This window comes from Paracoccus sp. R12_2 (assembly GCF_017744015.1).
Lineage (GTDB): Bacteria > Pseudomonadota > Alphaproteobacteria > Rhodobacterales > Rhodobacteraceae > Paracoccus.
In genome coordinates this window covers 1-25,451 of record NZ_JAGHRA010000009.1, presented here as the reverse complement: position 1 = coordinate 25,451, position 25,451 = coordinate 1, and the positions used below count along the sequence as shown (strand labels likewise).

General features: G+C 62.4%; 24 protein-coding genes and 1 tRNA gene. 16 read left to right on the top strand and 9 right to left on the bottom strand.

The features are described 5' to 3' along the window. The first annotated feature begins 2 nt into the window (after positions 1-2). The 3 genes from J7359_RS11855 to cysE all read left to right on the top strand — a co-directional run bounded on the left by J7359_RS11855 (position 3) and on the right by cysE (position 5,495). The gene (locus J7359_RS11855; RefSeq protein WP_209056868.1) at positions 3-3,887 is read left to right on the top strand and encodes a glycoside hydrolase/phage tail family protein; all 3,885 of its coding nucleotides are present in this window, start codon (positions 3-5) and stop codon (positions 3,885-3,887) included. After that, positions 3,874-4,587, top strand: a complete 714-nt coding sequence (locus J7359_RS11850) for a DUF2793 domain-containing protein (protein ID WP_209056867.1) — start codon at positions 3,874-3,876, stop codon at positions 4,585-4,587. Before J7359_RS11855 ends, J7359_RS11850 begins: the two co-directional genes overlap by 14 nt. Before the next feature lie 68 nt (positions 4,588-4,655). Further along, positions 4,656-5,495, top strand: a complete 840-nt coding sequence (gene cysE, locus J7359_RS11845) for a serine O-acetyltransferase (RefSeq protein WP_247740357.1) — start codon at positions 4,656-4,658, stop codon at positions 5,493-5,495. Here the strand turns inward: cysE and J7359_RS11840 are convergent. Next, on the bottom strand, positions 5,492-6,550 hold the full coding sequence (locus J7359_RS11840) for a quinone-dependent dihydroorotate dehydrogenase (protein ID WP_209056866.1): 1,059 nt from the start codon (positions 6,548-6,550) through the stop codon (positions 5,492-5,494). The genes cysE and J7359_RS11840 overlap by 4 nt on opposite strands. Then, positions 6,547-6,882, bottom strand: a complete 336-nt coding sequence (locus J7359_RS11835) for a DUF952 domain-containing protein (protein WP_209056865.1) — start codon at positions 6,880-6,882, stop codon at positions 6,547-6,549. The genes J7359_RS11840 and J7359_RS11835 overlap by 4 nt, the downstream gene beginning before the upstream one ends. Before the next feature lie 127 nt (positions 6,883-7,009). Here J7359_RS11835 and J7359_RS11830 point away from each other — a divergent pair, with 127 nt between their 5' ends. Further along, positions 7,010-8,611: a bifunctional metallophosphatase/5'-nucleotidase gene (locus tag J7359_RS11830; protein ID WP_209056864.1), complete on the top strand. Its 1,602-nt coding sequence runs from the start codon at positions 7,010-7,012 to the stop codon at positions 8,609-8,611. A gap of 48 nt (positions 8,612-8,659) precedes the next feature. Here J7359_RS11830 and J7359_RS11825 read toward each other — a convergent pair whose 3' ends face one another. The 3 genes from J7359_RS11825 to J7359_RS11815 are packed head-to-tail and all read right to left on the bottom strand — an operon-like array spanning position 8,660 to position 10,751. Beyond that, on the bottom strand, positions 8,660-8,914 hold the full coding sequence (locus tag J7359_RS11825) for a DUF6525 family protein (RefSeq protein ID WP_209056863.1): 255 nt from the start codon (positions 8,912-8,914) through the stop codon (positions 8,660-8,662). Continuing rightward, positions 8,914-9,537 carry a DUF1826 domain-containing protein gene (locus tag J7359_RS11820; RefSeq protein ID WP_209056861.1) on the bottom strand — a complete coding sequence of 208 codons (624 nt, stop codon included), beginning with the start codon at positions 9,535-9,537 and terminating at the stop codon, positions 8,914-8,916. Before J7359_RS11820 ends, J7359_RS11825 begins: the two co-directional genes overlap by 1 nt. Continuing rightward, positions 9,534-10,751 carry a GTP-binding protein gene (locus J7359_RS11815; protein ID WP_209056859.1) on the bottom strand — a complete coding sequence of 406 codons (1,218 nt, stop codon included), beginning with the start codon at positions 10,749-10,751 and terminating at the stop codon, positions 9,534-9,536. Before J7359_RS11815 ends, J7359_RS11820 begins: the two co-directional genes overlap by 4 nt. A gap of 138 nt (positions 10,752-10,889) precedes the next feature. Between J7359_RS11815 and J7359_RS11810 the strand changes: the two genes are divergently transcribed. From J7359_RS11810 to J7359_RS11775, 8 genes are all read left to right on the top strand, one after another. After that, complete coding sequence (locus J7359_RS11810; protein WP_209056858.1) at positions 10,890-12,746, top strand: ABC-F family ATP-binding cassette domain-containing protein; 1,857 nt, start codon at positions 10,890-10,892, stop codon at positions 12,744-12,746. 119 nt (positions 12,747-12,865) lie between these two features. After that, complete coding sequence (locus J7359_RS11805) at positions 12,866-13,600, top strand: MipA/OmpV family protein (RefSeq protein WP_209056857.1); 735 nt, start codon at positions 12,866-12,868, stop codon at positions 13,598-13,600. Positions 13,601-13,757: 157 nt separating this feature from the next. Beyond that, complete coding sequence (locus tag J7359_RS11800; RefSeq protein WP_209056856.1) at positions 13,758-14,927, top strand: ABC transporter substrate-binding protein; 1,170 nt, start codon at positions 13,758-13,760, stop codon at positions 14,925-14,927. Between the two features lie 50 nt (positions 14,928-14,977). Continuing rightward, entirely contained in the window at positions 14,978-15,895 is a 918-nt protein-coding gene (locus J7359_RS11795) for a branched-chain amino acid ABC transporter permease (protein ID WP_209056855.1), read from the top strand. Continuing rightward, entirely contained in the window at positions 15,892-16,830 is a 939-nt protein-coding gene (locus tag J7359_RS11790) for a branched-chain amino acid ABC transporter permease (RefSeq protein ID WP_209056854.1), read from the top strand. The genes J7359_RS11795 and J7359_RS11790 overlap by 4 nt, the downstream gene beginning before the upstream one ends. Continuing rightward, entirely contained in the window at positions 16,827-17,576 is a 750-nt protein-coding gene (locus J7359_RS11785) for an ABC transporter ATP-binding protein (protein ID WP_209056853.1), read from the top strand. The genes J7359_RS11790 and J7359_RS11785 overlap by 4 nt, the downstream gene beginning before the upstream one ends. Further along, positions 17,576-18,262: an ABC transporter ATP-binding protein gene (locus J7359_RS11780; protein ID WP_209056852.1), complete on the top strand. Its 687-nt coding sequence runs from the start codon at positions 17,576-17,578 to the stop codon at positions 18,260-18,262. The genes J7359_RS11785 and J7359_RS11780 overlap by 1 nt, the downstream gene beginning before the upstream one ends. Positions 18,263-18,345: 83 nt before the next feature. After that, positions 18,346-18,422: transfer RNA gene (locus J7359_RS11775), tRNA-Arg, on the top strand. 187 nt (positions 18,423-18,609) lie between these two features. On the opposite strand, the gene J7359_RS11770 is transcribed toward J7359_RS11775, so the two are convergent. Next, positions 18,610-19,215 carry a CatB-related O-acetyltransferase gene (locus J7359_RS11770; RefSeq protein ID WP_209056851.1) on the bottom strand — a complete coding sequence of 202 codons (606 nt, stop codon included), beginning with the start codon at positions 19,213-19,215 and terminating at the stop codon, positions 18,610-18,612. Positions 19,216-19,558: 343 nt separating this feature from the next. Between J7359_RS11770 and J7359_RS11765 the strand changes: the two genes are divergently transcribed. Then, positions 19,559-20,245 carry a sulfotransferase family 2 domain-containing protein gene (locus J7359_RS11765; RefSeq protein WP_209056850.1) on the top strand — a complete coding sequence of 229 codons (687 nt, stop codon included), beginning with the start codon at positions 19,559-19,561 and terminating at the stop codon, positions 20,243-20,245. A gap of 92 nt (positions 20,246-20,337) precedes the next feature. Here the strand turns inward: J7359_RS11765 and J7359_RS11760 are convergent, their stop codons facing one another. Then, positions 20,338-20,838 carry an Lrp/AsnC family transcriptional regulator gene (locus tag J7359_RS11760; protein WP_209056849.1) on the bottom strand — a complete coding sequence of 167 codons (501 nt, stop codon included), beginning with the start codon at positions 20,836-20,838 and terminating at the stop codon, positions 20,338-20,340. 146 nt (positions 20,839-20,984) lie between these two features. Here J7359_RS11760 and trxB point away from each other — a divergent pair, with 146 nt between their 5' ends. Continuing rightward, positions 20,985-21,983 carry a thioredoxin-disulfide reductase gene (trxB, locus tag J7359_RS11755; RefSeq protein ID WP_209056848.1) on the top strand — a complete coding sequence of 333 codons (999 nt, stop codon included), beginning with the start codon at positions 20,985-20,987 and terminating at the stop codon, positions 21,981-21,983. Here trxB and J7359_RS11750 read toward each other — a convergent pair whose 3' ends face one another. Next, positions 21,984-22,880 (bottom strand): LysR substrate-binding domain-containing protein, encoded by an 897-nt coding sequence (locus tag J7359_RS11750; RefSeq protein ID WP_209056847.1) that lies wholly within the window; start codon positions 22,878-22,880, stop codon positions 21,984-21,986. Positions 22,881-22,950: 70 nt separating this feature from the next. Between J7359_RS11750 and J7359_RS11745 the strand changes: the two genes are divergently transcribed. Together J7359_RS11745 and J7359_RS11740 are read left to right on the top strand one after the other, a co-directional pair. Beyond that, on the top strand, positions 22,951-23,175 hold the full coding sequence (locus tag J7359_RS11745; protein ID WP_209056846.1) for a hypothetical protein: 225 nt from the start codon (positions 22,951-22,953) through the stop codon (positions 23,173-23,175). A 266-nt stretch (positions 23,176-23,441) separates the two neighbouring features. Further along, complete coding sequence (locus tag J7359_RS11740) at positions 23,442-25,151, top strand: bifunctional sulfate adenylyltransferase/adenylylsulfate kinase (protein ID WP_209056845.1); 1,710 nt, start codon at positions 23,442-23,444, stop codon at positions 25,149-25,151. 55 nt (positions 25,152-25,206) lie between these two features. Here the strand turns inward: J7359_RS11740 and J7359_RS11735 are convergent. Beyond that, on the bottom strand, positions 25,207-25,451 hold a 245-nt coding region (locus tag J7359_RS11735), incomplete at its 5' end, for a hypothetical protein (RefSeq protein WP_209056844.1).

The window sequence follows — 25,451 nt, the reverse complement described above, 5'->3', positions numbered from 1 at the left end:
CAATGGCGACGATTGTGCTGTCGGCAGTGGGTGCATCCATCGGAGGCGGCTTCGGCGGTGCCTTTCTGGGTTTGTCGGGTGCGGTCATTGGTCGCGCCATTGGCGCGACGGTGGGCCGGGCCATTGACCAGCGTCTTCTGGGCGGCGGCTCGAAAGCCGTCGAGACGGGCCGGATCGACCGGCTGAGGTTGCAGACAGCGGGCGAGGGCGCGCCGATCCCGCGTATCTGGGGACAGATGCGGGTGCCGGGCCATGTCATCTGGTCCTCGCCCCTAGCCGAGATCCGCAGTAGCGAAGGCGGTGGCGGCAAGGGCGCGCCGCAGCCCAAGGTGACGCAGATCAGCTATCGACTGTCGGTGGCGCTGGCGCTTTGCGAAGGACATATTCTTGGGGTCGGGCGTGTTTGGGCTGATGGCGAGGAGGTCTCGGCTTCTGAATTGAACATGCGCGTCTATCGGGGCATTGAGGCGCAGATGCCCGATCCGGCCATCTCGGCCCATGAGGGCGAGAATGCCCCTGCCTATCGCGGCGTGGCCTATGTGGTCCTTGAGGATCTGAGCCTTGAGCGCTGGGGCAACCGTATGCCGCAGCTGAGCTTCGAAGTGACCTGCCCGGCCCAGCACGGCAGCGGCCTGTGCAGCGATGTGCGCGCGGTGGCGCTGATCCCGGGAACCGGAGAATATTCGCTGGCGACTACGGCGGTCACTGAAGATCTTGGTCTGGGCGAGACGCGTTCGGTCAATGTCAATACGCCGATGGGCGGGACCGATTTCAGTGCTTCCATGGATGTGATGGGGCGCGAGCTTCCGAATGTCGGGTCGGTGTCCCTGGTCGTGTCGTGGTTCGGCGACGATCTTCGCATCGATCACTGCAGCCTGCGCCCCAAGGTTGAACAGGTCGATGCCGAGGGCAGCGAGATGCCGTGGCGCGCGGGTGGAATCGCGCGCGGTCAAGCGCAAGAGGTGTCGCGGGTCGATGGACGACCGATCTATGGCGGCACGCCGTGCGATCGCTCGGTGATCGAGGCCCTGCGCACGATCGAGGAAAGCGGACGACGTGCGGTCTTCTATCCTTTCATCCTGATGGAGCAGCTAGCCGGGAATGGTCTTTCCGATCCGTATGGTGGTGCAGAGCAGCCGGTGATGCCATGGCGAGGGCGGATCACGACGCCCTTGGCGCCCGGAAGGTCCGGTTCTTCCGATCTCACACAGGCTGCCGTCGATCAGGTCGCGTCATTCTTCGGAGAGGCCGAGGCGGATGATTTTTCCCGTTCCGACGACACCATCGTCTATCACGGGCCTGACGAATGGTCCTATCGCAGGTTTATCCTGCACTATGCACATCTCTGTGCGGCAGCGGGCGGCATAGATGCGTTCGTGATCGGTTCCGAGATGGTCGGCATGACGCAGATTCGTGGACCGCAGAACAGCTATCCCGCCGTCGCACAGCTCAGGCGGCTGGCATCGGATGTGCGCGCAATTCTGGGACCGGATGTGAAGATCGGATATGCGGCGGACTGGTCCGAGTATTTCGGCCATCATCCCGGAAACGGTGAACTGTACTTCCATCTGGATCCGCTGTGGTCGGATGAGAATATCGACTTCATCGGCATCGACAACTACATGCCGTTGTCGGACTGGCGGGATGGCGAGGATCATCTGGACGCGCATTGGGGTCGCATCGACAACCCCGACTATCTTCAAGCCAATGTCTGCGGTGGCGAGGGATATGACTGGTACTATGCCAGCGAGGCCGATCGCGATGCCCAGATCCGCACGCCGATCACCGATGGTCAGTATGACGAAGCGTGGGTATGGCGCTACAAGGACATGGCAAGCTGGTGGCAAAACCTGCATTTCGACCGGCCGGAAGGGGTGCGATCGCGCGAGGCGACCGGGTGGGTTCCAGGTTCCAAGCCGATCTGGTTCACAGAATACGGCTGTGCGGCGTTGAACAAGGCCACGAACCAGCCCAACAAGTTTCTGGATGCAATGAGTTCGGAAAGCGTGCTGCCGTATTTCTCGACCGGTCAGCGTGACGACGCCATCCAGGCGGCTTATGTTCATGCGGTCGCCGCCTATTGGTCGGTGCCGGGCAACAATCCGGTCAACGACGACGGCGTGGCCATGCTGGATCTTGGACGCGCGCATGTCTGGTGTTGGGATGCGCGTCCATATCCTGCATTTCCGGCACGCGCGGACTTGTGGTCGGACGGCCCTGCCTGGGAACGTGGGCACTGGTTGAACGGCAGGGCCGGGGCTGTGATGCTGAGCGCTGTGGTGGCTGACATCTGCAGATTCTCAGGGGTTCAATCCTTCGACGTGTCGGGGATGTCGGGTGTCGTTCGTGGTTTTGCCTTGCAGGGCGGCCAAAGCGGTCGCGCCGCGTTGCAACCCTTGATGCTGGCCTATGGGTTTGATGCGATCGAGCGTGACGGTGTGTTGCGCTTTGTCATGCGCGATGGGTTGGCCAGGGCCGAAATCGGGGCCGACCATCTGGCAATTTCTGATGACGTCAGTGGTTTGGAAACGGTGCGCGCACCCGAACCTGAGATTGCCGGACGCCTGCGTTTGACGCATGTCGCGGCTGGTGCCGACTATTCCGTGGCAACAGCAGAGACCAGTCTTCCGGATGCTGACCAAGAGTCCGTGACCGACAGCGAATTTCCCTTGGTGCTAACGCGTGCCGAGGGGAGGGCGATCGCCGAACGATGGCTGGTCGAGGCGACGGTGTCGCGCGACACGGCGCGTTTCGCGTTGCCACCTTCGCAAGGTCACCTGGGACCGGGCGACGTCGTTCGGCTGCGCCGCGACGGCATCGAGACCAGCCGGTGGCGTATCGATCGCGTCGAACGCGCCGGCGCGGCGACGGTGGATGCCGTGCGGGTGGATTCTGGCGTCTATCGACCGGCGTTGACCAATGAGGAGGAGCCATCGATCCGCCGCTATGTTCCGCCGATGCCGGTGATGCCGCTGTTTCTGGATCTGCCGCTGCTGCGAGGCGATGAGGTGCCGCATGCACCCTATCTGGCGGTCACGGCAAAACCGTGGCCGGGCACCGTCGCAGCCTATGTTTCGGTCGAGCCCGAGGGGGGGTATGATCTGAACCTGACGCTGAACCGCCGCGCCGTGATCGGACGGACCCAAAATGCGTTGCCATGGGCCAGGCCGGGATTGTTCGACCGGGGAAACGCGCTGCGAATTCAGCTGAAATCGGACGATCTGCGATCAGTCACGCAGCGCGCCCTGCTGGCTGGTGCGAACGTCATGGCGATCGGGGACGGGACGTCAGGCAACTGGGAAATCATTCAGTTCGCAAGCGCCCAACCCCGAGGTAACGGAGTTTGGGAAATCAGTTCGCGGTTGCGAGGCCAGGCGGGCACGGATTCCATGATGCCCGCGGCATGGCCGGCGGATAGCATGATCGTGTTGCTGGACGGCGCGCCCAAGCAGGTTGTGCTGCCACCTGGCGCACGCGGACAAGAGCGATTCTGGAGAATTGGGCCGGCATCGCGTTCGCCCGACGATTCCAGCTATCGTGCGGTGACGACAGAGATCCGCGGGGCAGGGTTGAGACCGTATGCGCCGTGCCATCTTCGAACAGCAGGGCGTCGGGTCAGTTGGATTCGCCGCACCCGGATCGATGGCGACAGTTGGGACGGACCCGATGTCCCGCTGAACGAAACGCGCGAAGCCTATTTGCTGCGCGTCATCCAGTTCGGCGCGACTCTGCATGAGGTGCAACTGGGCGCACCAGAATATGTCATCCCGGTCGATATCTGGCAGGCGATCAACGGCGGCGGCGCCTATGCGGTCGAGGTTGCACAGTTGTCAGACCAGTACGGGATCGGACCGTTTGTCAGGAGGATATTCAATGCCGACGAATGAGACCCAGCGGCTGGAGATGCCGTTGCTTCAACCTGCACAGGCCCAGAAACATGTCACGGTCAACGAGGCCCTGATGCGGCTTGACGGACTGGTGAATCTGACCCTGCAAAGCGTTACGACCACAACCCCCCCTTCCCAGGTGATCGATGGCCAGTGCTGGGGCGTCCCCGCCAACCCAAGTGGTGCTTGGGTGAGCCAGTCGGGTCGCATCGCGATCGGGTCCAATGGTGGATGGGTGTTCGTTCCGGCGGGTCCGGGCATGCGCGCCTTCATTGCGGATCATGGCATCTGTGCGATCCATGACGGGACGCGATGGGTCGAAGGGGCTTTGACCTTGGGCCAAACCGGTGCCGGATTGCTGACCGGCATTGCCGAGGCCGAGGTTTCGGTCTCGGCTGGTGCGGTTTTCGACACCGGCCTGACGATTCCCGCTGGTGTAGTGGTGATCGGTGCGACCGCGCGGGTGACACAGGCCTTGACCGGCAGCTTGTCCAGTTGGCGGCTTGGTAGCTTGGGTGCCGATGACCGCTTCGAGCAAGGGATTGGCAAATCGATGAATTCCTGGACTCGCGGCCTGCTTGGCTCGCCGATGGCTTACTACGACGATGCCAACCTGCTGATGACCGCAGAGGGCGGTCAGTTTTCCGGCGGACGCGTCAAGCTTGCAGTCCACTGGCTGGGATTGCGCCTGCCAGGTTGAAGCATGACGCCCATCCGCGGCTTTTCCCGCCTGACAAACTGCGTTAGGAAGGAATGGGAAAGTCGCGGATGGTTCTGATGAACATGCAAGATAGCAGCAACGCCAACGCACTGAATCTGGATCGCGATGCGATTTGGGCGCAGATTCGTGATGAAGCGACCGAGGCGGTGCGCGGAGAGCCGTTGTTGGGGTCGCTGATCCATGCGGGGTTGCTGCATCACCACAGCCTAGAGGCCGCTTTGGCCTATCGCTTTTCTCTGAAACTGGCATCCGGAGAGATGAGCGAGCAGATCCTGCGCGAACTGGCTGATCATGCCTATGCGGCTTCGCCCGAATTGGCCGAGGCGGCGCGCGCGGATCTGATGGCTGTTTATGACCGCGACCCCGCGACGCACCGTTTGATCCAGCCCATCCTGTTCTTCAAGGGATATCAGGCACTTCAGGCCTATCGTATGGGGCATTGGCTGTGGCAGCAGGACCGCCGCGACATGGCTTATTTCGTACAGATGCGATGCTCGGAGTGTTTTGGTGTGGATATTCACCCTGCGGCAAAGATAGGCACGGGCGTGATGATCGACCATGCACACTCCATCGTTATTGGCGAAACAGCCACAGTAGGGAACGATGTATCGATGCTGCATTCCGTCACCCTTGGCGGAACCGGCAAGGAAGACGGTGATCGGCACCCGAAGATCGGCGACGGCGTGATGATCGGGGCGGGCGCAAAAGTGCTTGGCAACATCCGGATAGGACACCATTCGCGGATCGCCGCCGGTTCAGTCGTGCTGCACGATGTGCCTTGCTGCAAGACGGTGGCCGGCGTTCCGGCGCGGGTGATCGGCGACGCCGGATGCCCTGAACCCTCGCACAGCATGAACCAGCTGCTGGGTATCGAAGAGTATTTCTAGACCCAGTCGCTGACGCCGCTGCCCCTAAGTTCGGTCAGTGTCATGTTCTCTTGCGCAAGCCGTGCGTCCAGTCCTTTAGCGATCTTCGGGACAAGCGAAAAACCCTGATAGATCAGGGCCGAATACAGCTGGATCGCGGTGGCGCCTGCGCGCAGCTTTTCCCATGCCTGATCGATCGAGCCGATCCCACCGACGCCGATCAGAGGGATTTCTCCTCTCGTCTCTCGGTAGAGCTTTGCCAGAACATGTGTCGCACGCTGGAACAGGGGGGCGCCTGACAGCCCGCCGGTCTCGGAGTTCTGTCCGTTTTGCACGCCGTCACGAGACAATGTCGTGTTCGTCGCAATGATTCCATCGATCTGCGCCTGACGGGCGACTGCCGCGATATCCGCCAATGCCTTGTTGTCCAGATCCGGCGCAATCTTGACAAAGACCGGTCGCCAGTTTGGCAGCGCGTCGCGGGCCAGGATCACTCGGTCCAGTAGCGCCGCCAGAGCGTCGGCACCCTGCAAGTCACGCAGCCTTTCGGTATTTGGTGATGAGACATTCACTGTCAGAAAATCCGACGCAATCCCGGCCACACGAACGACTTCTTCGAAATCGGCGCTGCGGTCGGCGCTGTCCTTGTTCGCGCCGATATTCAGTCCCACGGGAATGATGTGATCGCGTACGCCAAGGCGGGCGGTAATCGCTTCGGCACCGTCGTTATTGAAGCCGAAGCGGTTGATGATCGCGTGTTCCTGTCGAAGGCGGAACAGTCGGGGCTTCGGATTTCCCGGCTGTGGACGCGGAGTCGCCGCCCCCAACTCGATGAAGCCGAACCCTGCACGCATCAGCGATGACACGGCCCGCGCGTTCTTGTCATAGCCCGCGGCCAGACCGATGGGGTTGGCAAGTTGCAAACCTGCCAGATCAAGTCGCAGCCGCTCGGATGTCACCGGCCTGCCGGGCAATGGGACAAGGCCTGCCGCCAGCACGCGTATCGAAATGTCATGCGCCACTTCGGGATTGACCCGATGCAATGCGGCAAGGCCCAGCTTTTCGATCATGTTCATTCCAGCGGTCCGGTCTGGTGATCGTTGCCGGTCAACTGGATCCTGCGCGTCCAGCGGATATCGGCCATCCGCAACGGGCGATACAGGTGGGGGAACATTGCGCCGCCGCGCGATGGCTCCCACCGAAGCGCGTCTTCCATCGTTTCCGTATCGCAGGCCAACAGCGTCAGGGCGTCTTCGCCCGCAAAATGCTTTGAAAGCGTGCCCGGCAATTGCGATGCGGTTGAGAGATGCACGAACCCGTCGGCCAGATCGACAGGCGCGCCATCGCTGTGGCCCTTCGCCTGCATCTCGCTCCATTCCTGCGCACGAAAAATCTTGTAGATCAGCATGGCGGCATTTGCCGTGTTGGCGGCACCACGGTCAAGGGCGCAATCGATCCAGAACAGAAGGTTTGACCAGGTCAATCGACTGGGCGAAGCTGCCGAGAAGATTGACCGTGCCTGAAAGGATCAGCGGATGCATGTTCGATATTTGATTGCAGCTTCCACCGTGGCGCTGTCAGCGGTGGCAGCACAGGCCGAGATGACGCTGCACATCCTGCATACCAACGATTTGCACAGCAGGATCGAACCGATCAACAAATACGACAGCACCTGTGACCAGGAGACGCGCGATGCGGGCGAGTGTTTCGGCGGCGTCGCGCGGGTGGCCAGCAAGGTTGCCGAATTGCAAGATCAGATAACGGCGCAGGACGGCAATGTCATCGTCCTGGACGCGGGCGACCAGTATCAAGGCAGCCTGTTCTATACGACCTACAAGGGCAAGGATGTTGCCGAGTTCATGACCGCGATAGGCTATGACGCCATGGCGGTGGGCAATCACGAATTCGATGATGGTCCCGAAGGTCTGGCGGTCCTGACCGATGGGGTCGCATTTCCGGTCATATCCGGCAATCTGGACCTGTCGCGTTCGAACGTGCTGAAAGGCAAGGTGGATGACATCGTCACGCTGGACATCGGTGGCGAAAAGGTCGGCATCGTGTCCGCACTGGCGACGGATACGACCGAGACGTCATCGCCCGGCCCCAATGTGATCTTCATGGACGACATCGACAGTCTTGCCGCCGACGTGCAAACATTGACCGATCAGGGCGTCAACAAGATCATCGCACTGACCCATGTCGGATATCTGCGCGATCAGCAGATCGCTCGCGAGGTGCCGGGCCTGGATGCGGTGATCGGCGGGCATTCGCACACTCTGCTCGGCAGCATGGATTCCGCGGCTGGTCCGTATCCGACACTTGTCGAGGGGCCGGAGGGGACAGAGGTTCCGGTGGCAACGGCCTATGCCTACTCGAAATATCTTGGCCATCTTGTTCTGACCTTCGACGACGACGGCATTCTGACAAAGGCCGAAGGACAGCCGATCCTGCTGGATAGTACGGTTCCCGAGGATAAGGCCATCGCCGCCCGCGTCGCCGAGATGGCCGCGCCGATCGAGGAGTTGCGACAGAAGGTCGTCGCCCGGACCGCGGCGCCGATAGATGGTGGACGCGACAACTGTCGTGCCAGGGAATGCGAGATGGGCAATCTTGTGGCGGATGCAATGCTGGAACGCGTGAAGGATCAGGGCATCGACATCGCGATCGCGAATGGCGGCGGGCTGCGGGCCTCGATCGACGAAGGTCCGGTCACGATGGGCGAAGTCTATACGGTGCTGCCCTTCCAGAACACCTTGGCGACATTCCGGCTTTCGGGAAAGGATGTCCTCGCCGCGCTGGAGAATGGTGCAAGCCAATACGAAGAAGCGGCAGGTCGCTTTGCTCAGGTTGCCGGACTGAAATATACTGTTGATCCTGATGCCGAACCCGGCAGCAGGATCAGCGATGTGATGGTTCGTCGGGATCAGGACTGGGCGCCGCTCGACCCGTCCGCGACATATGGGGTCGTCTCGAACAACTACATGCGCGGCGGTGGAGACGGCTATCAGGTCTTTGCTGCAAACGCATCGGACGCGTATGATTTCGGACCGGACCTGGCCGAGGTTCTTGCCGATTATCTGGCGTCTCGGGGGGCGGACTTCGCCCCGGCTCTGGATGGACGCATCACAGTCAAATAGGGCGGTGGTGCCGCGGCGTGATGCGGCGCCATCCAATCTTCATACAAGTCACTCGGTGGATTCGCGCTGCAAGGCGCGCGCTTGGGCGCGATCAAGCAACTCCAGCGCCTGTTGGGTCGAGGCGCCCGCAGCGCGTGCGTTTTGCCACAAGCGGCGACATGATGCCGGTGACCACGGCAGTGCCGCATGCGCCAGCCATCGCCGCAGCGGCGCGGGCAGGGCGTCGAATGCGGCCATCGGATCACGGGTTCGCCGTCGCAGCCGTTGCGCTGTTCGGCCCAGATTGCCGTTCCGCGCCACCATCAGCATGTCCCGATCGGATCGACCGGATCGACTACCACCAGAAAACGGCATTGACCGTTTTCGGTAGGCGGAGAACGGTGCAAAATTCCTAAGACCTCTTCACCCGGCCAATCACGACCACGGAACATTGCGGCGCAGCCCAGAGGCACCCGATGGGTGGCGGTGACGTCGCCATCGGAACCTGCTGGTCCGAACTCGGTTCCCGCGCCACGCAGCGTGCACAGAAAGCGTGCCCGAACGGCATCCAGATGCCATTTCGGGCAGGGCTGTCCAAAAACGGAGTCCAGACGCAGGTCGACCATCACGGCACCGGTCTGGGCTGCCGCAACTTGCACGAGGTCGGAAACCTCGGCCACAAATTTATCGCGTTCAGGCGAGGCGGGCGTTCTGGCGGTGATACACGCGGCCTTTACGGCAGCGGCGGCATCCTTGGGCCGCAGTCTTTCGCGTAATCGAGGCAGGTGGTCGGTCGGCAATTCCTCCAACCATTTCAGCAACGTGGGTGCGACATCCCGTTGCCAGATCGCCGCGCCTACCCCGGGCATGGCGATGGTGCCCAGGACGCGCGGACAGAAGGACTGATTGATCGCGGTGGCGGCGCGTGGGCGTGCTGCGATGCTCATGCCGCCACCTCGTCGGCCCGTCGCCAAGCTGGAAACGGGTCGGGAAGGTCGGTCCAGGCCCGGGGTTCCTCGCCCCACTCTTCGCCCAGAATACAAGCGTCCAGCCTGCACCGTATCGCATCCTCGTCCATGTCGCAGCCGATGAAGACCAGTTCCTGCCGCCGATCCCCCCACGGGTCGGCCCAATGCTGGGCGATATAGGTGCGCGCCTGACCATGATCCGGCCAGCGTTCGCGGGGCACGGATGCCCACCATGTGCCCAGAGGGCGCACCGTCGACTGCGCCCCCGCCAGAGAGAATTCGGCAACCCAGTCCGGGCGCGAGGCAATCCAGAAATGCCCTTTTGCGCGGATCACACCCGGCAGGGGGCTGTTCAGCAATTCATGGATCTTGCGCGGCTCGAACGGCCGTCTTGCCCGATAGACGAACGAGGTGACGCCGTATTCCTCGGTTTCGGGAACATGGTCGCCGAAGCCGTAAAGCTCTTTCATCCACATCGGATGTTCATGGGCCCGGTCGAAATCGAACAGACCTGTATTCAGGATGTCGCGCGCGTTGATCCGGGCATGGTCGGTCCGGATAACTTGGGCATCCGCGTTCAGGCTGCGGATGATCGCAAGCGCAGCATCGACACGGTCGGGACCGGCGTCGCTGACCTTGTTCAGAACCACCACATCGGCGAACTCGATCTGTTCTGTCAGCAAGGTGACCAGTGTGCGATCGTCGCCCCGTCCTGCGGTCTCGCCACGATCGTCAAGGAAATCATGGCTTGAATAGTCCTTGAGCAGGCTCAGCGCATCCACGACCGTTACCATCGTATCCAGCCGCGCAACGTCGGACAGGCTGTCGCCGTTCTCGTCACGGAACTCGAAGGTGGTCGCGACCGGTAATGGTTCGGAAATGCCTGATGATTCGATCAGCAGATAGTCGAACCGTCCGGCACAGGCCAGGCGCCGAACCTCGGTCAACAGATCCTCGCGCAGCGTGCAGCAGATGCAGCCATTCGACATTTCGACCGGGGTCTCGTCAGTGCGGGCCATCCCGCCTTCGGCACGCACAAGATCCGCATCGATATTCACTTCGGACATATCATTCACGATCACAGCGACGCGCAACCCGTCGCGATTATTCAGAATGTCGTTCAGCAGCGTCGTTTTTCCGGCGCCCAGAAAGCCGGACAGGACGGTGACGGGAAGGCGGGCATCTAGGTTCATGAATGGCGTCCCTGCGAGCAATGTCGTTAAGTCAGTAAGTGTTATAGTATTACATCTCAGGTTGCAACACGGTGCCGGAAAGGCTGCAACGAAGGTCTTGCCATTGACGACCTGCTCGCCTTCGGTCATGCCCCGCCCATGCTGCGTATCGACGATATCTCCTTCGCCATTCAGGGCCGCCCGCTTTTCGAGCACGCCTCGGCCACCATCCCCGAGGGTCACAAGGTTGGCCTTGTCGGCCCGAACGGGGCTGGCAAGACGACATTGTTCCGGATGTTGCGGGGTGAGCTTGCCGTCGATGGCGGCGAGATCACCTTGCCCTCGCGCGCCCGCATCGGCGGAGTGGCACAAGAGGCGCCGGGCACCGCGCAATCGGTCCTTGCCACGGTTCTGGCCGAAGACAAGGAACGCGCAGCCCTGATGGCCGAAAGCGAGACTGCTAAGGATCCGCACCGCATCGCCGAGATCCAGACCCGACTGGCCGATATCGACGCGTGGTCAGCCGAGGCGCGCGCGTCCTCGATCCTGGTCGGCCTTGGCTTCTCGCAGGTGGATCAGGCGCGGCCGACCAGCGATTTCTCGGGCGGGTGGCGGATGCGGGTCGCGCTGGCGGGCGTGCTGTTCTCGCAGCCGGATCTGCTGCTGCTGGACGAGCCGACCAACTATCTGGACCTTGAAGGGGCGCTGTGGCTGGAAACCTATCTGGCGCGCTATCCGCATACGGTCATCATCATCAGCCATGACCGCGATCTGCTGAATCGCGCCGTCGGCCACATCCTGCATGTCGAGAACCGCAAACTGACGCTCTACACAGGCGGCTATGACGGCTTTACCCGCATTCGTGCCGAGAAACGTGCCTTGCAGGCTGCCGAGGCCAGAAAGCAGGCCGATCGGCGGGCGCATCTGCAAAGCTTCGTGGACCGTTTCCGCGCCAAGGCCAGCAAGGCGCGTCAGGCGCAGGCACGGGTCAAGATGCTGGAGAAGATGCAGCCGATCACCGCGCCCGAAGAGGCAAAGTTTCACCGCTTCAGTTTCCCGCAGCCCGAGGAATTGTCGCCGCCCATCATCGCCATGGAAAACGTCGCGGTGGGTTATGGCGATCGCGCGGTTCTTCAGCGTTTGAACCTGCGCATCGATCAGGACGACCGGATTGCGCTGCTGGGTCGGAACGGGCAGGGCAAATCCACACTGTCCAAGCTGCTTGCGGAACGGCTTGCTGCGATGGATGGCCGGATCACCCGGTCAAGCAAGCTGCGCGTCGGCTATTTCGCCCAGCATCAGGTCGATGAACTGTCCCTGGACGAAACCCCGATCGAGCATGTCCGGCGCCTGCGCCCGAACGAGGCGCCGGCCCGTCTGCGGGCGCGACTGGCCGGTTTCGGGTTGATGGAAGCGCAGGCCGAAACCAGGGTCGGGCAACTGTCCGGCGGGCAGAAGGCGCGGCTGTCGCTGCTGATCGCGACCATCGACGCCCCGCATCTGCTGGTTCTGGACGAGCCGACCAACCACCTTGACATCGAAAGCCGCGAGGCGTTGTCCGAGGCGCTGAACGACTATACCGGCGCGGTGGTGCTGGTCAGTCACGACATGCACCTGCTGAGCCTGGTCGCGGATCGGCTGTGGCTGGTCAATGACGCGGCGGTCAGCACATATGACGGTGATCTGGACGACTACCGGCGCTTTCTGCTGAACGGCGACGATGCCGCGAAACCCAAACCCGTCGAACCGGTTGCGAAGCCTGCACCAAAACGTCCCGCGCGTGACGAGTTGTTGACCCTTCGATCCGAGGTGCGCCGGTCCGAAGAGCGGGTCGAAAAACTTACCGAGATGCTGGAAAAACTGGACGTGAAGCTTGCCGACCCCGCGCTTTACAATGACCCGCACGAGGCGAAAAAATGGTCGAAGAAACGCGCCGAGGCGGTCCAGGCGATGGCGCGTGCAGAATCCTTGTGGATGGCGGCGCTTGAAAAGCTGGAAGGCGCCGAGAAGGTCTGATCTGTTGCGCAAATGCGTCGTCGCGATCCACCTTGGGTCACGTTGCCGCGAATAGCTTGTGCTGCCCGGCGATTCGGACCTAAGAGGTGATATCCCTGAATGCCGACCGGATCTGTGCCATGAAATTTCTTGCTGTTGTCGCCCTTGTCGTCGCCGCCGGTTCGGCCTCGGCCCAGGACTTCGGCCTTGCAGGGCGCGATGTATCGGTCGAGCTTGGCCTGGGTGCGCAGGGTCGCCCGGTCTATCCGGGTTCCGACGATACCGATGCCGCCCCGTGGTTGATCTGGCAGAATTTCCAGATCGGCACTGGCGGTAACCCGCAAGGGTTTTCGTTTTCACCGTCGTTCAGTTCGATCGGCGAACGGGATCCGTCGGACGATGACGCGCTGGCCGGAATGGACCAGATCGACCGGGCCTACGAACTGGGCGGCAAGGTCAGCTATGGCCAGGGTCCGGTGACGGCCTACGGGACGATCCGTCGTGGCTTTGGCGGGCACGAGGGCGTGGTTGGCGAACTGGGCACCACCTACCGCACCGATCTCAGCGACCGTGTCACATTGTGGTCCGGTGTCGAATTCGGGTGGGGAAACTCGGAATATTCGGACACGTATTTCGGTGTCACGCCGGCCGAGTCGGTGACCAGCGGATATCCTGAATACGCCCCCGGCAGCGGGTTCAACAGCGCCGCGATCAAGTTCCGCGCGCGCTATGCGCTGAATGACCGGACGGCGATCATGGGCGAGGTCGAATATGGCCGCCTGATCGGTGACGCCGCCGATTCCCCGATCGTGGAAGACAAGTACCAGCCTGCGCTGCGCCTGGGCATCGTGCGCAAGTTCTCGTTCGGTTTCTGAGATCCTGATGATTGCCGCAGATTTGGCGTAGTTCGTGGCACCGGAATATTTTAAGCCTGAAATAATTTCTTGACTCAGAGCCCGCTGTTGGTGCGTTCTAGGTGGAACGGACAGCCATGCCGCGATCAACGCGGCGGATCGCAACAGGAAGGTGCCCATGACCAAGTCCCGGAACATTCTTGCGCTGCTTGCAGCGACTACATGCCTTGCTGGCCCCGCCGCCGCACAGGAAGACGACACCCTGAAGATAGGTCTGATCTTCACCCTTTCGGGGCCTGCCGCGGTGCTGGGCGAGATGGGGCGCGACGGTTTCCTGCTGGCTGCGGAACAGATCGGCGAGATCGGCGGCATGAAGACCGAAATCGTCGTGATGGACGACGAGCAGAAGCCCGACATCGCTGCCAACAAGGCGCGCGAGTTGGTCGAGCGTGATCAGGTCGATATCGTCGTCGGCCCGATCTTTTCAAACATCCTTGGCGCGATCGTCAAACCCGTGACCGATTCCGGCACCATCCTGATCAGCCCGAATGCCGGGCCCTCGAATCTGGCCGGTGCGGACTGTTCTCGGCATCTGTTCGTGACCTCGTATCAGAACGACCAGATGCACGAGGTGATGGGCGCTTATGCCCAGAAGCAGGGTTTCGACAATGTCTTCCTGCTGGCCCCCAACTATCAGGCGGGCAAGGACAGTCTGGCGGGATTCCGGCACAGCTATCAGGGCGATGTCGCGGGCGAGATATTCACCCAGCTTGGCCAGCTGGATTATTCGGCGGAACTGGCGCAAATCGCCGCGATGCAGCCCGATGCCGTGTTCGCCTTCATGCCCGGCGGCATGGGCGTCAACCTGGTCAAGCAGTATCGTCAGGCAGGGCTGGAGACGATCCCGTTCCTGTCCGCCTTCACCGTGGATGAATCGACGCTGCCGGCCCAACAGGACGCCGCGCTGGGGTTCTTTGGCGGGTCGAACTGGGCGCCCGATCTTGATGCGCCGGGGAACGCCGAGTTCGTCGCGGCCTACGAGGAAAAATTCGGCAAGGTGCCCGCCGTCTATGCGATGCAGGCCTATGACGCGGCCTATCTGATCGACGGCGCCCTGCGCGAGGCGGGTGGCACCACGGACAAGGACGCGTTGATCGCGGCACTGGAATCCGCACCGTTCGATTCGGTCCGGGGCGACTTCAGCTTCGGCTCAAATCACTATCCGGTTCAGGATTTCTATCTGACCAAGGTCGTTCAACGCGAGGATGGCAAGTTCGCCACCTCGGTCGTCGAGAAGATCTTCGACGATTACGCGGACAATTATGTCGGCGACTGCCAGATGAACTGATCGGGCAGGGGCGCGGCTGAAGCGCCCCACGCCGACCGGGGCCTTGTCACATGACCAACCTGTTTCTGCTTCAGCTTCTGAACGGGATGCAGTTCGGCATCCTGCTGTTCCTGATCGCCGCTGGCCTGACACTGGTCTTCGGGATCATGGATTTCGTGAATCTTGCGCATGGCGTGATCTACATGATCGGCGCCTATCTTGCGGTGACCTTCGCACAGATGACCGGCAGCTATGGGCTGGGCCTGCTGCTGACGCTGCCAGCGACGCTGCTGATCGGGCTGGTGCTGGAACTGCTGGTGTTTCGCAAGCTGTATGACCGGCCCCATCTGGATCAGGTTCTGGCCACCTTCGGTCTGGTGATGATCCTGACCGAAGCGGTCGAGATCATCTGGGGGGCGGCGCCGCTGTCGGTGCGGATGCCGGACCTGCTGTCAGGCTCGGTGCCGCTTGTCGGTCCGATGCGCTATCCGGTGTTTCGCCTTGTCGTGATCGGGGCCGGGCTTGTGACCGCTGCGGGGCTGTGGCTGGTCATCACCCGGACACGGATCGGGATGCGGCTGCGCGCCGGGGCCACGAACCGGGCGATGGTCTCGGCGCTGGGGGTCGATATCAGGAAGCTGTTCACGATCATCTTCGCCTTCGGCGCCATGCTGGCCGGATTCGCGGGCGCAATGGTGGCGCCGATCCTGACGGTTGATCCGGGGATGGGCGAAAGCGTCCTGATCCTGGCTTTCGTGGTCATCGTCATCGGCGGCATCGGGTCGGTCAAGGGGGCGTTTGCGGGTGCCTTGCTGGTCGGGCTGGTCGATACGCTGGGGCGCAGTTTCGGGCCGATCATCCTGCGCGCGGTGATGGAACCTTCGTCGGCCGCTCAGGCGGGAAGGGTGCTGGCGCCGATGCTGGTCTATATCCTGATGGCGGCGATCCTGGCGGCCCGTCCCGCGGGCCTTTTCGGGGCCAGGACATGAGGCTGATCCCGACCCGCGCCTGGGCGGCGACCATCCTGTTCACCGCCTTTGCCGTTCTGCCGTTTCTGGCGGTCGCACTGGACGACAGCTATCTGGTCGTCATTGCAAGCCGCATCCTGTGCTATGCCATCGCCGCGCTGGCGCTGGATTTGATCCTTGGCTATGGCGGCATGGTCAGTTTTGGCCACGCGGCGTATCTGGGCATCGGCGCCTATGCGGTCGCGATCCTGTCGCGTGCCGGCATCACCGATCTGGGCCTGCACATGCTGGCCGCCATCGCCGCTGCCGCGGTCTTCGCGCTTGTGACGGGCGCAATCTCTCTGCGCACGCGCGGCATCTACTTCATCATGATCACGCTGGCCTTCGCACAGATGGCCTATTTCTTCTTCGTGTCGCTGTCGGCCTATGGCGGCGATGACGGGGTCACGCTGAACGCCCGCTCGACCCTGTTCGGCCAGACCATTCTCGAGGACGATACGGCGCTTTACTATGCGGTGCTGGTCCTGCTGATCGGGCTTTACCTGCTGGCCGTCGCGATCACACGGTCGCGTTTTGGCAGGGTGCTGACCGGCGCCCGCGAAAACCCGGTCAGGATGCAGGCGATCGGGTTCTCTCCGTTCCGCTACCAGCTGACCGCCTTCGTCATCTCGGGCTGCATGACCGCCATTGCGGGGGTGATGCTGGCCAACCAGACCAGCTATGTCTCGCCCGCCTTCATGAACTGGCACCGGTCGGGCGAGCTGGTGGTGATGGTGGTCTTCGGCGGGATCGGCAATCTGTTGGGCGCGGTCGCGGGGGCCACTATCGCCCTGCTGCTGGAGGAATGGCTGGCCGTGCTGACGAAACACTGGCCGCTGCTGTTCGGCCTGATCCTGGTGCTGGTCGTCCTGTATTCACGCGACGGTCTGTCGGGTCTGTTCCGGAGGCGTCGATGAACCTGCTGGAGGTCCGCAACCTGCGCAAGTCCTACGGCGCACTGAAGGTCACCGACGATCTGGACCTGTCGGTCGAAGAGGGCGAACTGCACGCCATCATCGGCCCGAACGGAGCGGGCAAATCGACGCTGATCGCACAACTTTCCGGGCAGGCGACGTCCGACGGCGGCTCGGTCCGTTTCGACGGGACCGAGATGATGGGGCGCCCGATGCATCGCCGGGTCCGCGTGGGCATGTCGCGCAGCTTTCAGATCACCTCGATCCTGCCCGGCTTCACGGCGCTGGAAAACGTTGCGTCCGCGGTTCAGGCGCGATCAGGCAGCAGCTTTCGCTTCTTCTCTCCGGTGGCCGAGGAACGCGACCTGAACGATCAGGCGCTGGCGGCGCTGGACCGCGTGGGCATCGCGGATCGTGCCTTCTTCAATGCCGGCAGCCTGTCGCATGGCGAGAAACGACAGCTTGAACTGGCGATCGCGCTGGCGACCCGGCCACGCTTGCTGCTGCTGGATGAACCGCTGGCCGGCACCAGCGGCGCCGAGGCGGACCGCCTGATCCAGGTCATGCGCGGCCTGAAGGGTGATGTGACACTGGTGCTGATCGAACACGACATGGATGCGGTCTTCGCGCTTGCCGATCGGGTCAGCGTGCTGGTCTATGGCCGGATCATTGCCACCGGAACCCCGGACCGGATCCGCGACGACCCGCAGGTGCGCGCCGCCTATCTGGGCGAAGAGGAGGGCACCTGATGCTGAAGGTTCAGGGGCTGCAGGCGGCTTACGGGCAAAGTCAGGTCCTGCACGACATCAATCTCGAGGTTGCCGAGGGCGAGGTGGTGACGCTGCTGGGGCGGAACGGCATGGGCAAGACCACCACCATCAGCACGATCTTCGGCCTGCTTCCCGCCCGGCAAGGCCGGGTGATCGTCGCGGGCACCGACATGACGAATGCCGCGCCGCATCGAATCGCACGTGCCGGTCTGGGACTGGTGCCAGAGGGCCGTCAGGTCTTTCCGACGCTGAGCGTCCGCGAGAACCTGGTCGCGATGGCCCGGCCGGGCCAATGGACGCTGGATCGCGTGCTGGCGCTGTTTCCGCGTCTGGGCGAACGGATGGCCAATCGCGGCGATCAGCTTTCGGGGGGCGAACAGCAGATGCTGGCCATCGGCCGCGCGCTGATGACCAATCCGCGCCTTGTCGTGCTGGACGAGGCGACCGAGGGGCTTGCCCCGCTGATCCGGGACGAGATCTGGGCCTGCCTGACGCAGTTGAAGGCGGCGGGCGAATCGATCCTGATCGTGGACAAGAACGTGGATGCGCTGACCCGATTTGCCGACCGGCACGTGGTCATCGAGAAAGGTCGCACCGTCTGGTCGGGCGACAACGCCGCCCTGCGCGCGACGCCAGAGATCAAGGAACGCTTCCTGCATGTCTGATCGCGTGGCGTGGCAACGATCACCGGCAAACCCGGGCAATTCGGCATTGCACAGCCGCGCCGGCGCGGATATTGAAGCCTCAGGCACCCGTAGCTCAGCTGGATAGAGCGCTGCCCTCCGAAGGCAGAGGCCAGAGGTTCGAATCCTCTCGGGTGCGCCAAGATCATCGACCTCTGAACCGATACCTACCTTGGCCTGGCTTTGTGCGCGCGGTCCTGAAGGCGCGACCCGAAGGATCTTGCCAACGCCGCCGACTGGATATCCTGGTCGCAAAGCGGCGACCTGCTTTCGCAAATATCGCGGCTTTGTCGGCCTTGGTTCGCGCATCATCCGGGTGCCGGGTGTTGTCAGACGATCGCCGGGTAAAGGTCGTAATCCGCGTCGGGTTCAAGTGCGCTTTCGAAGAACAGCTTGTTCGCCCTGATCTTGTCGTCGTCCCAGTCCCACCAGCGAATGTCCAGCATCTGTTCGATGACGTGATCGCTGAAGCGCTTGCGCAACAGCTTGGCTGGCACACCACCGACGATCCCGAAAGGCGGGACGTCCGACACGACCGTCGCCCCCGCCGCCAGGACCGCGCCGTGTCCGATGGTCACTCCGGCCAGAATATTGACCTTGTCGCCGATCCAGACATTGTGTCCGATTTCGACGCGCCGTCTCTCGAACGCAAGTGAGAAACCGAAACGACGGCTGAACAGGACCTGCTGGTTCGGCATGTCGGTGCGGTGATTTCCGGCATGAACCGAGATGAATCGGCCGAGCGCACAGTATTTGCCGATCCGTATGCTGCCGCGGGCATTCAGATAGCCGTTGATCGTCGTGTGTTTTCCACAAAGGACGTTGCCGGCGATCATGCAGCTGTCAAGATCGCCGCGGATCTCGCCTGACTCGATCTGCGCGGGGTCGGTCAGCAGGTGGAATTCCGCGATTTCCTCTTCGGTGAAGATGCTCATGCCGTTCTCTCGATACGATGGCGGGGCGCAGGGGCCGTAGGCCTTGATTGATGCTTTTCCGCTTGTGCGGGCCTGTCTGCGTGATGACGCGGGAATAGGCAAGCCTTTCAAGGCGCGGCGACCGCACGCGATGTGGCTGTGCCGTGCGCCGATCCCTGTTCGGCACAGCGATGCAAACCGACCGGAACAGCGGATAGGGTCGAAACGTTGGCAGGTTGTCAACTTGATCGCGCTTGGCTTGCGCCGGACAGCAGCGGAGGACCACGCGTCGCCCATGTCGATGATCGCTGGCCGCAAGGCCCGTGCCAACTTACGTTTTTCCTGTCGACGATCCGGAGGGTGCATGATTTCGTTCGATCACAAGGCCATCTTCATCCATTTGAAGCGCACTGGCGGAAATTCCATCGAAGCCGCCTTGGGTGGACTTGTCCTTCTGGATCAGGAGGGGCGTGAGGCGTCTGAATGGAACAATCGCATCCACCGGGATGCCACGAGGAACAAGGTCGATCGGCGCGGAACCGGCATCCACGATACCGCGCTGGAGGTCCGCAAACGTTACCCGAAGGAATTTGATGAATTCTTCAAGTTCTCGGTCGTTCGCAATCCGTATGCTCAGGTCTTTTCGCTGTATCGCCGCATGCGCCACAAGGAACGGGCGACGCCTGAAAGGTTCGAGCGATACCTGAACACGATCATTCAGAAAAAGCGATTGGTCCCGAAGCTGGCCCTTTGTGACAGGAAGGGAAGAAATCTGATGGATGATGTCATGCGGTTCGAGGATCTGGAGGGCGAGTTCAGGCGGATCGCGCAGCGGATCGGGCTTGAGGATACGACCCTGCCGGTCTTCAATCGCTCTCATCTTGGCAAGGTTTCGATGTGGTCGAGAATCTTCGGGCGGAACAAGACGAGCTATCACCATTTCTACACACCTGCGGCGCGAAGATGGGTCGAGGACACCTATGGCGACGACATCGAGCGGTATGGCTATTGCTTCGAGGGTCTCACAAGGAAAGCTGCGTCCTCGTCGTGACGCAGCCCCGATTCCCTTGCGCAGCGTCCTTGCCGGCAGCGGGTTTATCGCAAGGCCGTATCCTGGTGACTTGATGTGCGGTCGAACCGGTTTCAGCCCGCCTCGCGGACCCGTTCCTCGACGATCTCGAACGGAACCGCGGGCTCGTCCTTTCCGGCGCGGATCACCAGCGAGGTCTTGACGCTGGCGACGTTGGGGGCGGCGGTCAGGTTGTCGGTCAGGAACCGCTGGAAAGTGGAAAGATCGGGCGAGACGCATTTCAGGATGAAGTCGATCTCGCCGTTCAGCATGTGGCATTCGCGGACCAGGGGCCAGCCGCGCACCAGATCCTCGAACGCGGACAGGTCGCGTTCGGACTGGCTGGCCAGGCGCACCATCGCGAAGACCTGCACCTCGAAGCACAGCGCGCGGGCGTCGATATCGGCGTGGTAGCCGCGGATATAGCCCAGCTCTTCCAAGGCGCGGACACGGCGCAGGCAGGGCGGCGCCGAGATGCCGACGCGGCGCGCAAGTTCGACATTCGTCATCCGGCCGTCGGCCTGAAGTTCGGCCAGGATCTTGCGGTCGATGTCGTCCAGTTTCGCGCCAGCCATGCTGCTCTTTCTTGGATTGGGTTGCGGCGTTGCCGGAAACTACAATGCGGACCGGCTATGCGCAACATTCTTTCCGGTATCGTGATGCGTTGCACAAGCCGCGCCGAGGGATTACCTGATGCACCAAATGGCCGATGGGGTGCAAGATGACTGACCGCACGCATGTGAAACTTCTGATCGTCGGTTCGGGGCCGGCGGGCTATACCGCCGCCGTCTATGGCGCGCGCGCGATGCTGGAGCCGATGCTGATCCAGGGGATGCAGCCGGGCGGGCAGCTGACGATCACCACCGAGGTCGAGAACTGGCCCGGCGAGACCGAGATCCAGGGCCCCGATCTGATGGTGAAGATGGAGGCCCACGCCAAGGCGATGGGAACCGAGATCGTCACCGACATCGTGACCCGGCTGGATCTGGGTCAGCGTCCCTTCGTGGCGGAATGCGACAGCGGGCGGCGGGTCACCGCCGATGCGGTCATCCTGGCCACCGGCGCGCAGGCGCGATGGCTTGGCCTGCCAAGCGAAGAGAAGTTCAAGGGGTTCGGGGTCAGTGCCTGCGCGACCTGCGACGGGTTCTTCTATCGCAACCGCGAGGTTCTGGTCATCGGCGGCGGCAACACCGCGGTCGAAGAGGCGCTGTTCCTGACCAAGTTCGCGTCCAAGGTGACGCTGGTGCATCGCCGTGACAGCCTGCGGGCCGAAAAGATCCTGCAGAACCGTCTGTTCCGCAATCCGAAGGTCGAGATCGTCTGGGATCACGAACTGGCCGAGGTGAAAGGTGCCGACGACCCGATGGGCGTGACCGGCGCCGTCCTGAAATCCACCAAGGACGGCACCACGCGCGAGGTTTCGGCCGATGGAGTCTTCGTCGCGATCGGTCACGCGCCGGCCAGCGAACTGGTCAGCGATCAACTGGAACTGCATGACGGCGGCTATGTGAAGGTCGAGGCGGGTTCGACGCGCACCTCGATCCCTGGCGTGTTCGCGGCGGGCGATCTGACCGACCATATCTATCGGCAGGCGGTGACCAGCGCGGGCATGGGCTGCATGGCGGCGCTGGACGCCGAGGCATGGCTGGCCGAGCAGGACGAAGCTGGCGAACCCGATCCGGGCTCTGCCGAGTTGCCCGAGGACGCCACCGCCGGGTGATCAGGCGGGCCAGTCGCGCGCGGTGTCGGCAAGCTCTGCGCGCAGCCAGTCCCGAAATCGGGCGATGGCGGATTTCCGCGTGCCCTCGGCCGTGACGAACCAGTAGGCGTTGGCGGTGGGCGCGCGGCCGGGCAGGGGTGTGACCAACTGCCCCGAGGACAACGAATCCGAGGCCAGCGTTTCCCACGCCATGAAGACGCCCTGTCCGGTCTTGGCGGCATCAATACACAGCCCGCCATCGGCATAGACCGGACCGGGCGGGACGTCCTTCGACGACAATCCGTGCGCAGCAAGCCAGTCCTGCCAGCCGGCAAGACCGTCGTTTTCGCGGATCACGGGCAGGCGCAGCAGATCCGCGGTTGTCCGGATGTCGTTGGCCAAGGATGGCGCACAGACCGGCATCACGCGCTGATCCAGCAATTTCTCGACCCGCAGCCCGGACCAGGCACCACGTCCCACGCGGATGCCTATATCGACGCCGCCCAGCCCCGGCGTGGTCATCTGTACGACCGGTTCGATCCGGACGCGGATCGTGGGATGCGCGGCGGAAAAGCGCGGCAGTCGCCAGATCAGCCAACGGCTGGCAAAAAGAGGTGCGACGGAGACGTTCAACAGATCGTCATGGCCCGGATCGGTCAGCGCCACCGCGGCCGCAAGCTGCGCCATGCCGCGCGACAGATGCGCCGCCATCTGACGACCAAGATCGTTCGGCGTCAGGCCGGTGCTTATGCGGTCGAAGACGCGGCGGCCCAGCTGCGCCTCGGTCCGCGAGATCCGCTGGCTGAGCGCGCCGGGCGTCACGCCCAGTTCTTCGGCGGCGGCAGACAAGCTGCCAAGCCGCGCCACGGCTTCGATGGCGCGCAGGCCGGTCAGGGGGATCCGGTTCAGGGGCTGCATTCAGAAAATCTAAAACGGCTCTCGAATGTTCTCAATCCTGTTTGATGCGCGTATTCTCTATATTTCGATCATGAAACATGATCTCCGCCGAATTCTGCGTCGCATCGGCGACGCGATGGCCCCGCTGCCGCCAATTCTTGATCCGCTGGACCACCCCGACCTTGCAAATATGGGCCCGCGCGATCTGGACGATCTTCCGCTGCCTCGTCCCGGCGGGCGGGCCATGTGCCCTTGTTCCGACCGCACGCAGCACAAAGGCAGCCGGTTTGAACCCTTGCCGATGGAAAAAAGCTAGTCTGTCATGATTAGCGCCGGAAACACGGGACATTGACCGGCGCATCACCGACCGGGCAAACCGATATTCCGGGACTGCCCTCGTCGCGAACATATTGTTCCTGACATCCTCGCGTCATTCTTGCCGCATCGCCCGGATTAGCCGCTGTGGGCACCGCGCGCCGGTTGAATGTTCGCGATACCGGGGCTATGGGCGGCACCAAGTCACGACCCGCCGACCGGCCGGACGTGTCTTCATCCTGTCCGTTCAATGTCCGAGCATTCCAAATGACCCATCCCAATCAGGCGCCAATCCCCGAACTTTACGTTTCTGAAGAGGCCGCATCGTCGCTGAAGCACGAAGCGGGCAAGATGCCCAGCTGGGATCTGACGCCGCGCCAGATCTGCGATCTGGAGCTTTTGATGAATGGTGGCTTCAGTCCGCTGAAAGGCTTCCTGACCGAGGCGGATTACGATGGCGTCGTCAACGACATGCGCTTGACCTCTGGTGCGCTTTGGCCGATTCCGGTCAATCTTGATGTCAGCGAGAAATTCGCCGACGGGATCGAGCCCGGCACCGACATCGCGCTGCGCGATCAGGAAGGTGTCATCCTTGCGATCATGTCGGTGACCGACAAATGGGTGCCGAACAAGGCGCATGAAGCCGAGAAGGTGTTCGGCGCCGATGATCTGGCCCATCCGGCCGTGAACTATCTGCACAACACCGCCGGCCCCGTCTATCTGGGCGGCCCGGTCAAGGGCCTTCAGGCCCCGACGCACTATGATTTCCGCGGCCGCCGCAACACGCCCAATGAACTGCGCGCGCAGTTCAAGAAGCTGGGCTGGCGCCGCGTCGTGGTGTTCCAGACCCGCAACCCGCTGCACCGCGCGCATCAGGAACTGACCTTCCGCGCCGCCAAGGAAGCCCAGGCCAACCTGATGATCCATCCGGTCGTCGGCATGACCAAGCCGGGCGATGTCGATCATTTCACCCGCGTGCGCTGCTACGAGGCGGTGCTGGACAAGTATCCGTCGGCGACCACCACGCTGTCGCTGCTGAATCTTGCGATGCGCATGGCCGGCCCGCGCGAGGCGGTCTGGCACGGGCTGATCCGCCGCAATCATGGCGCGACGCATTTCATCGTCGGTCGCGATCACGCCGGACCGGGCAAGAACAGCGCGGGCGAGGATTTCTATGGTCCCTATGATGCGCAGGACCTATTCCGCAAGCATCAGGACGAAATCGGCGTCGAGATGGTCGACTTCAAGCACATGGTCTATGTGCAGGAGCGCGCCCAGTACGAACCGGCAGACGAGATCGAAGAAGGCGTCACCGTTCTGAACATCAGCGGCACCGAACTGCGCCGCCGCTTGCGCGAAGGTCTGGACATTCCCGAATGGTTCAGCTTCCCCGAGGTGGTCCAGCAGCTTCGCCGCACCTCTCCTCCGCGTGCGCAGCAGGGGTTCACGGTGTTCTTCACCGGCCTCAGCGGCAGCGGCAAATCGACCATCGCCAACGCGCTGATGGTCAAGCTGATGGAAATGGGCGGCCGCCCCGTGACGCTGCTGGACGGCGACGTGGTGCGCAAGCATCTGTCCAGCGAACTGGGCTTTTCCAAGGAACATCGCGACATCAATATCAAGCGTATCGGTTATGTCGCGTCCGAGATCACCAAGAATGGCGGCATCGCGATCTGTGCGCCGATCGCGCCCTACACCGCGACCCGCCGTGCCGTGCGCGAGATGATCGAACAATATGGCGCCTTCGTCGAAATCCATGTCGCGACCTCGCTCGAGGAATGCGAACGCCGCGACCGCAAGGGCCTGTACAAGCTGGCGCGCGAGGGCAAGATCAAGGAATTCACGGGCATCTCGGACCCGTATGAAGAACCCAAGCAGCCCGAGCTGCGCGTCGATACGCAAGATGTCGAAGTCGACAACTGCGCCCATCAGGTGCTGCTGACGCTGGAAAGCATGGGGCTGATCGGCCTGAACTGAACGATCCCCATCAATGTGTGACATGCGGCCTCGTTCCCAGGGAACGGGGCCGCGTTCATTCTGGCGGAACGCGCTGTAAGGCCGGATCGTTATGGAAAGTATCTTTGAAGGATTCCCTCATGACAGACAGCCACGTTGCCGCGCCGCCAGAGTTCAACCCCTGGCTGGCGACAGTGCTGCGGTAATCCCCCCCGATCTTAACGGGATGCGGAAGTAGAATTTTCTCGGCAGGATGACTGAGGAGATTCCGATGAAGAAGACACGATACACAGAAGCCCAGATCATGGGTGTGCTGCGCCA

Excerpts from the sequence above, each read along its gene's own strand:
- J7359_RS11855 (WP_209056868.1), top strand. The coding sequence starts at position 3 with ATGGCGACGATTGTGCTGTCGGCAGTGGGTGCATCCATCGGAGGCGGC.
- J7359_RS11850 (WP_209056867.1), top strand. The coding sequence starts at position 3,874 with ATGCCGACGAATGAGACCCAGCGGCTGGAGATGCCGTTGCTTCAACCT.
- cysE (WP_247740357.1), top strand. The coding sequence starts at position 4,656 with ATGGTTCTGATGAACATGCAAGATAGCAGCAACGCCAACGCACTGAAT.
- J7359_RS11840 (WP_209056866.1), bottom strand. The coding sequence starts at position 6,550 with ATGAACATGATCGAAAAGCTGGGCCTTGCCGCATTGCATCGGGTCAAT.
- J7359_RS11835 (WP_209056865.1), bottom strand. The coding sequence starts at position 6,882 with ATGCTGATCTACAAGATTTTTCGTGCGCAGGAATGGAGCGAGATGCAG.
- J7359_RS11830 (WP_209056864.1), top strand. The coding sequence starts at position 7,010 with ATGCATGTTCGATATTTGATTGCAGCTTCCACCGTGGCGCTGTCAGCG.
- J7359_RS11825 (WP_209056863.1), bottom strand. The coding sequence starts at position 8,914 with ATGGTGGCGCGGAACGGCAATCTGGGCCGAACAGCGCAACGGCTGCGA.
- J7359_RS11820 (WP_209056861.1), bottom strand. The coding sequence starts at position 9,537 with ATGAGCATCGCAGCACGCCCACGCGCCGCCACCGCGATCAATCAGTCC.
- J7359_RS11815 (WP_209056859.1), bottom strand. The coding sequence starts at position 10,751 with ATGAACCTAGATGCCCGCCTTCCCGTCACCGTCCTGTCCGGCTTTCTG.
- J7359_RS11810 (WP_209056858.1), top strand. The coding sequence starts at position 10,890 with ATGCTGCGTATCGACGATATCTCCTTCGCCATTCAGGGCCGCCCGCTT.
- J7359_RS11805 (WP_209056857.1), top strand. The coding sequence starts at position 12,866 with ATGAAATTTCTTGCTGTTGTCGCCCTTGTCGTCGCCGCCGGTTCGGCC.
- J7359_RS11800 (WP_209056856.1), top strand. The coding sequence starts at position 13,758 with ATGACCAAGTCCCGGAACATTCTTGCGCTGCTTGCAGCGACTACATGC.
- J7359_RS11795 (WP_209056855.1), top strand. The coding sequence starts at position 14,978 with ATGACCAACCTGTTTCTGCTTCAGCTTCTGAACGGGATGCAGTTCGGC.
- J7359_RS11790 (WP_209056854.1), top strand. The coding sequence starts at position 15,892 with ATGAGGCTGATCCCGACCCGCGCCTGGGCGGCGACCATCCTGTTCACC.
- J7359_RS11785 (WP_209056853.1), top strand. The coding sequence starts at position 16,827 with ATGAACCTGCTGGAGGTCCGCAACCTGCGCAAGTCCTACGGCGCACTG.
- J7359_RS11780 (WP_209056852.1), top strand. The coding sequence starts at position 17,576 with ATGCTGAAGGTTCAGGGGCTGCAGGCGGCTTACGGGCAAAGTCAGGTC.
- J7359_RS11770 (WP_209056851.1), bottom strand. The coding sequence starts at position 19,215 with ATGAGCATCTTCACCGAAGAGGAAATCGCGGAATTCCACCTGCTGACC.
- J7359_RS11765 (WP_209056850.1), top strand. The coding sequence starts at position 19,559 with ATGATTTCGTTCGATCACAAGGCCATCTTCATCCATTTGAAGCGCACT.
- J7359_RS11760 (WP_209056849.1), bottom strand. The coding sequence starts at position 20,838 with ATGGCTGGCGCGAAACTGGACGACATCGACCGCAAGATCCTGGCCGAA.
- trxB (WP_209056848.1), top strand. The coding sequence starts at position 20,985 with ATGACTGACCGCACGCATGTGAAACTTCTGATCGTCGGTTCGGGGCCG.
- J7359_RS11750 (WP_209056847.1), bottom strand. The coding sequence starts at position 22,880 with ATGCAGCCCCTGAACCGGATCCCCCTGACCGGCCTGCGCGCCATCGAA.
- J7359_RS11745 (WP_209056846.1), top strand. The coding sequence starts at position 22,951 with ATGAAACATGATCTCCGCCGAATTCTGCGTCGCATCGGCGACGCGATG.
- J7359_RS11740 (WP_209056845.1), top strand. The coding sequence starts at position 23,442 with ATGACCCATCCCAATCAGGCGCCAATCCCCGAACTTTACGTTTCTGAA.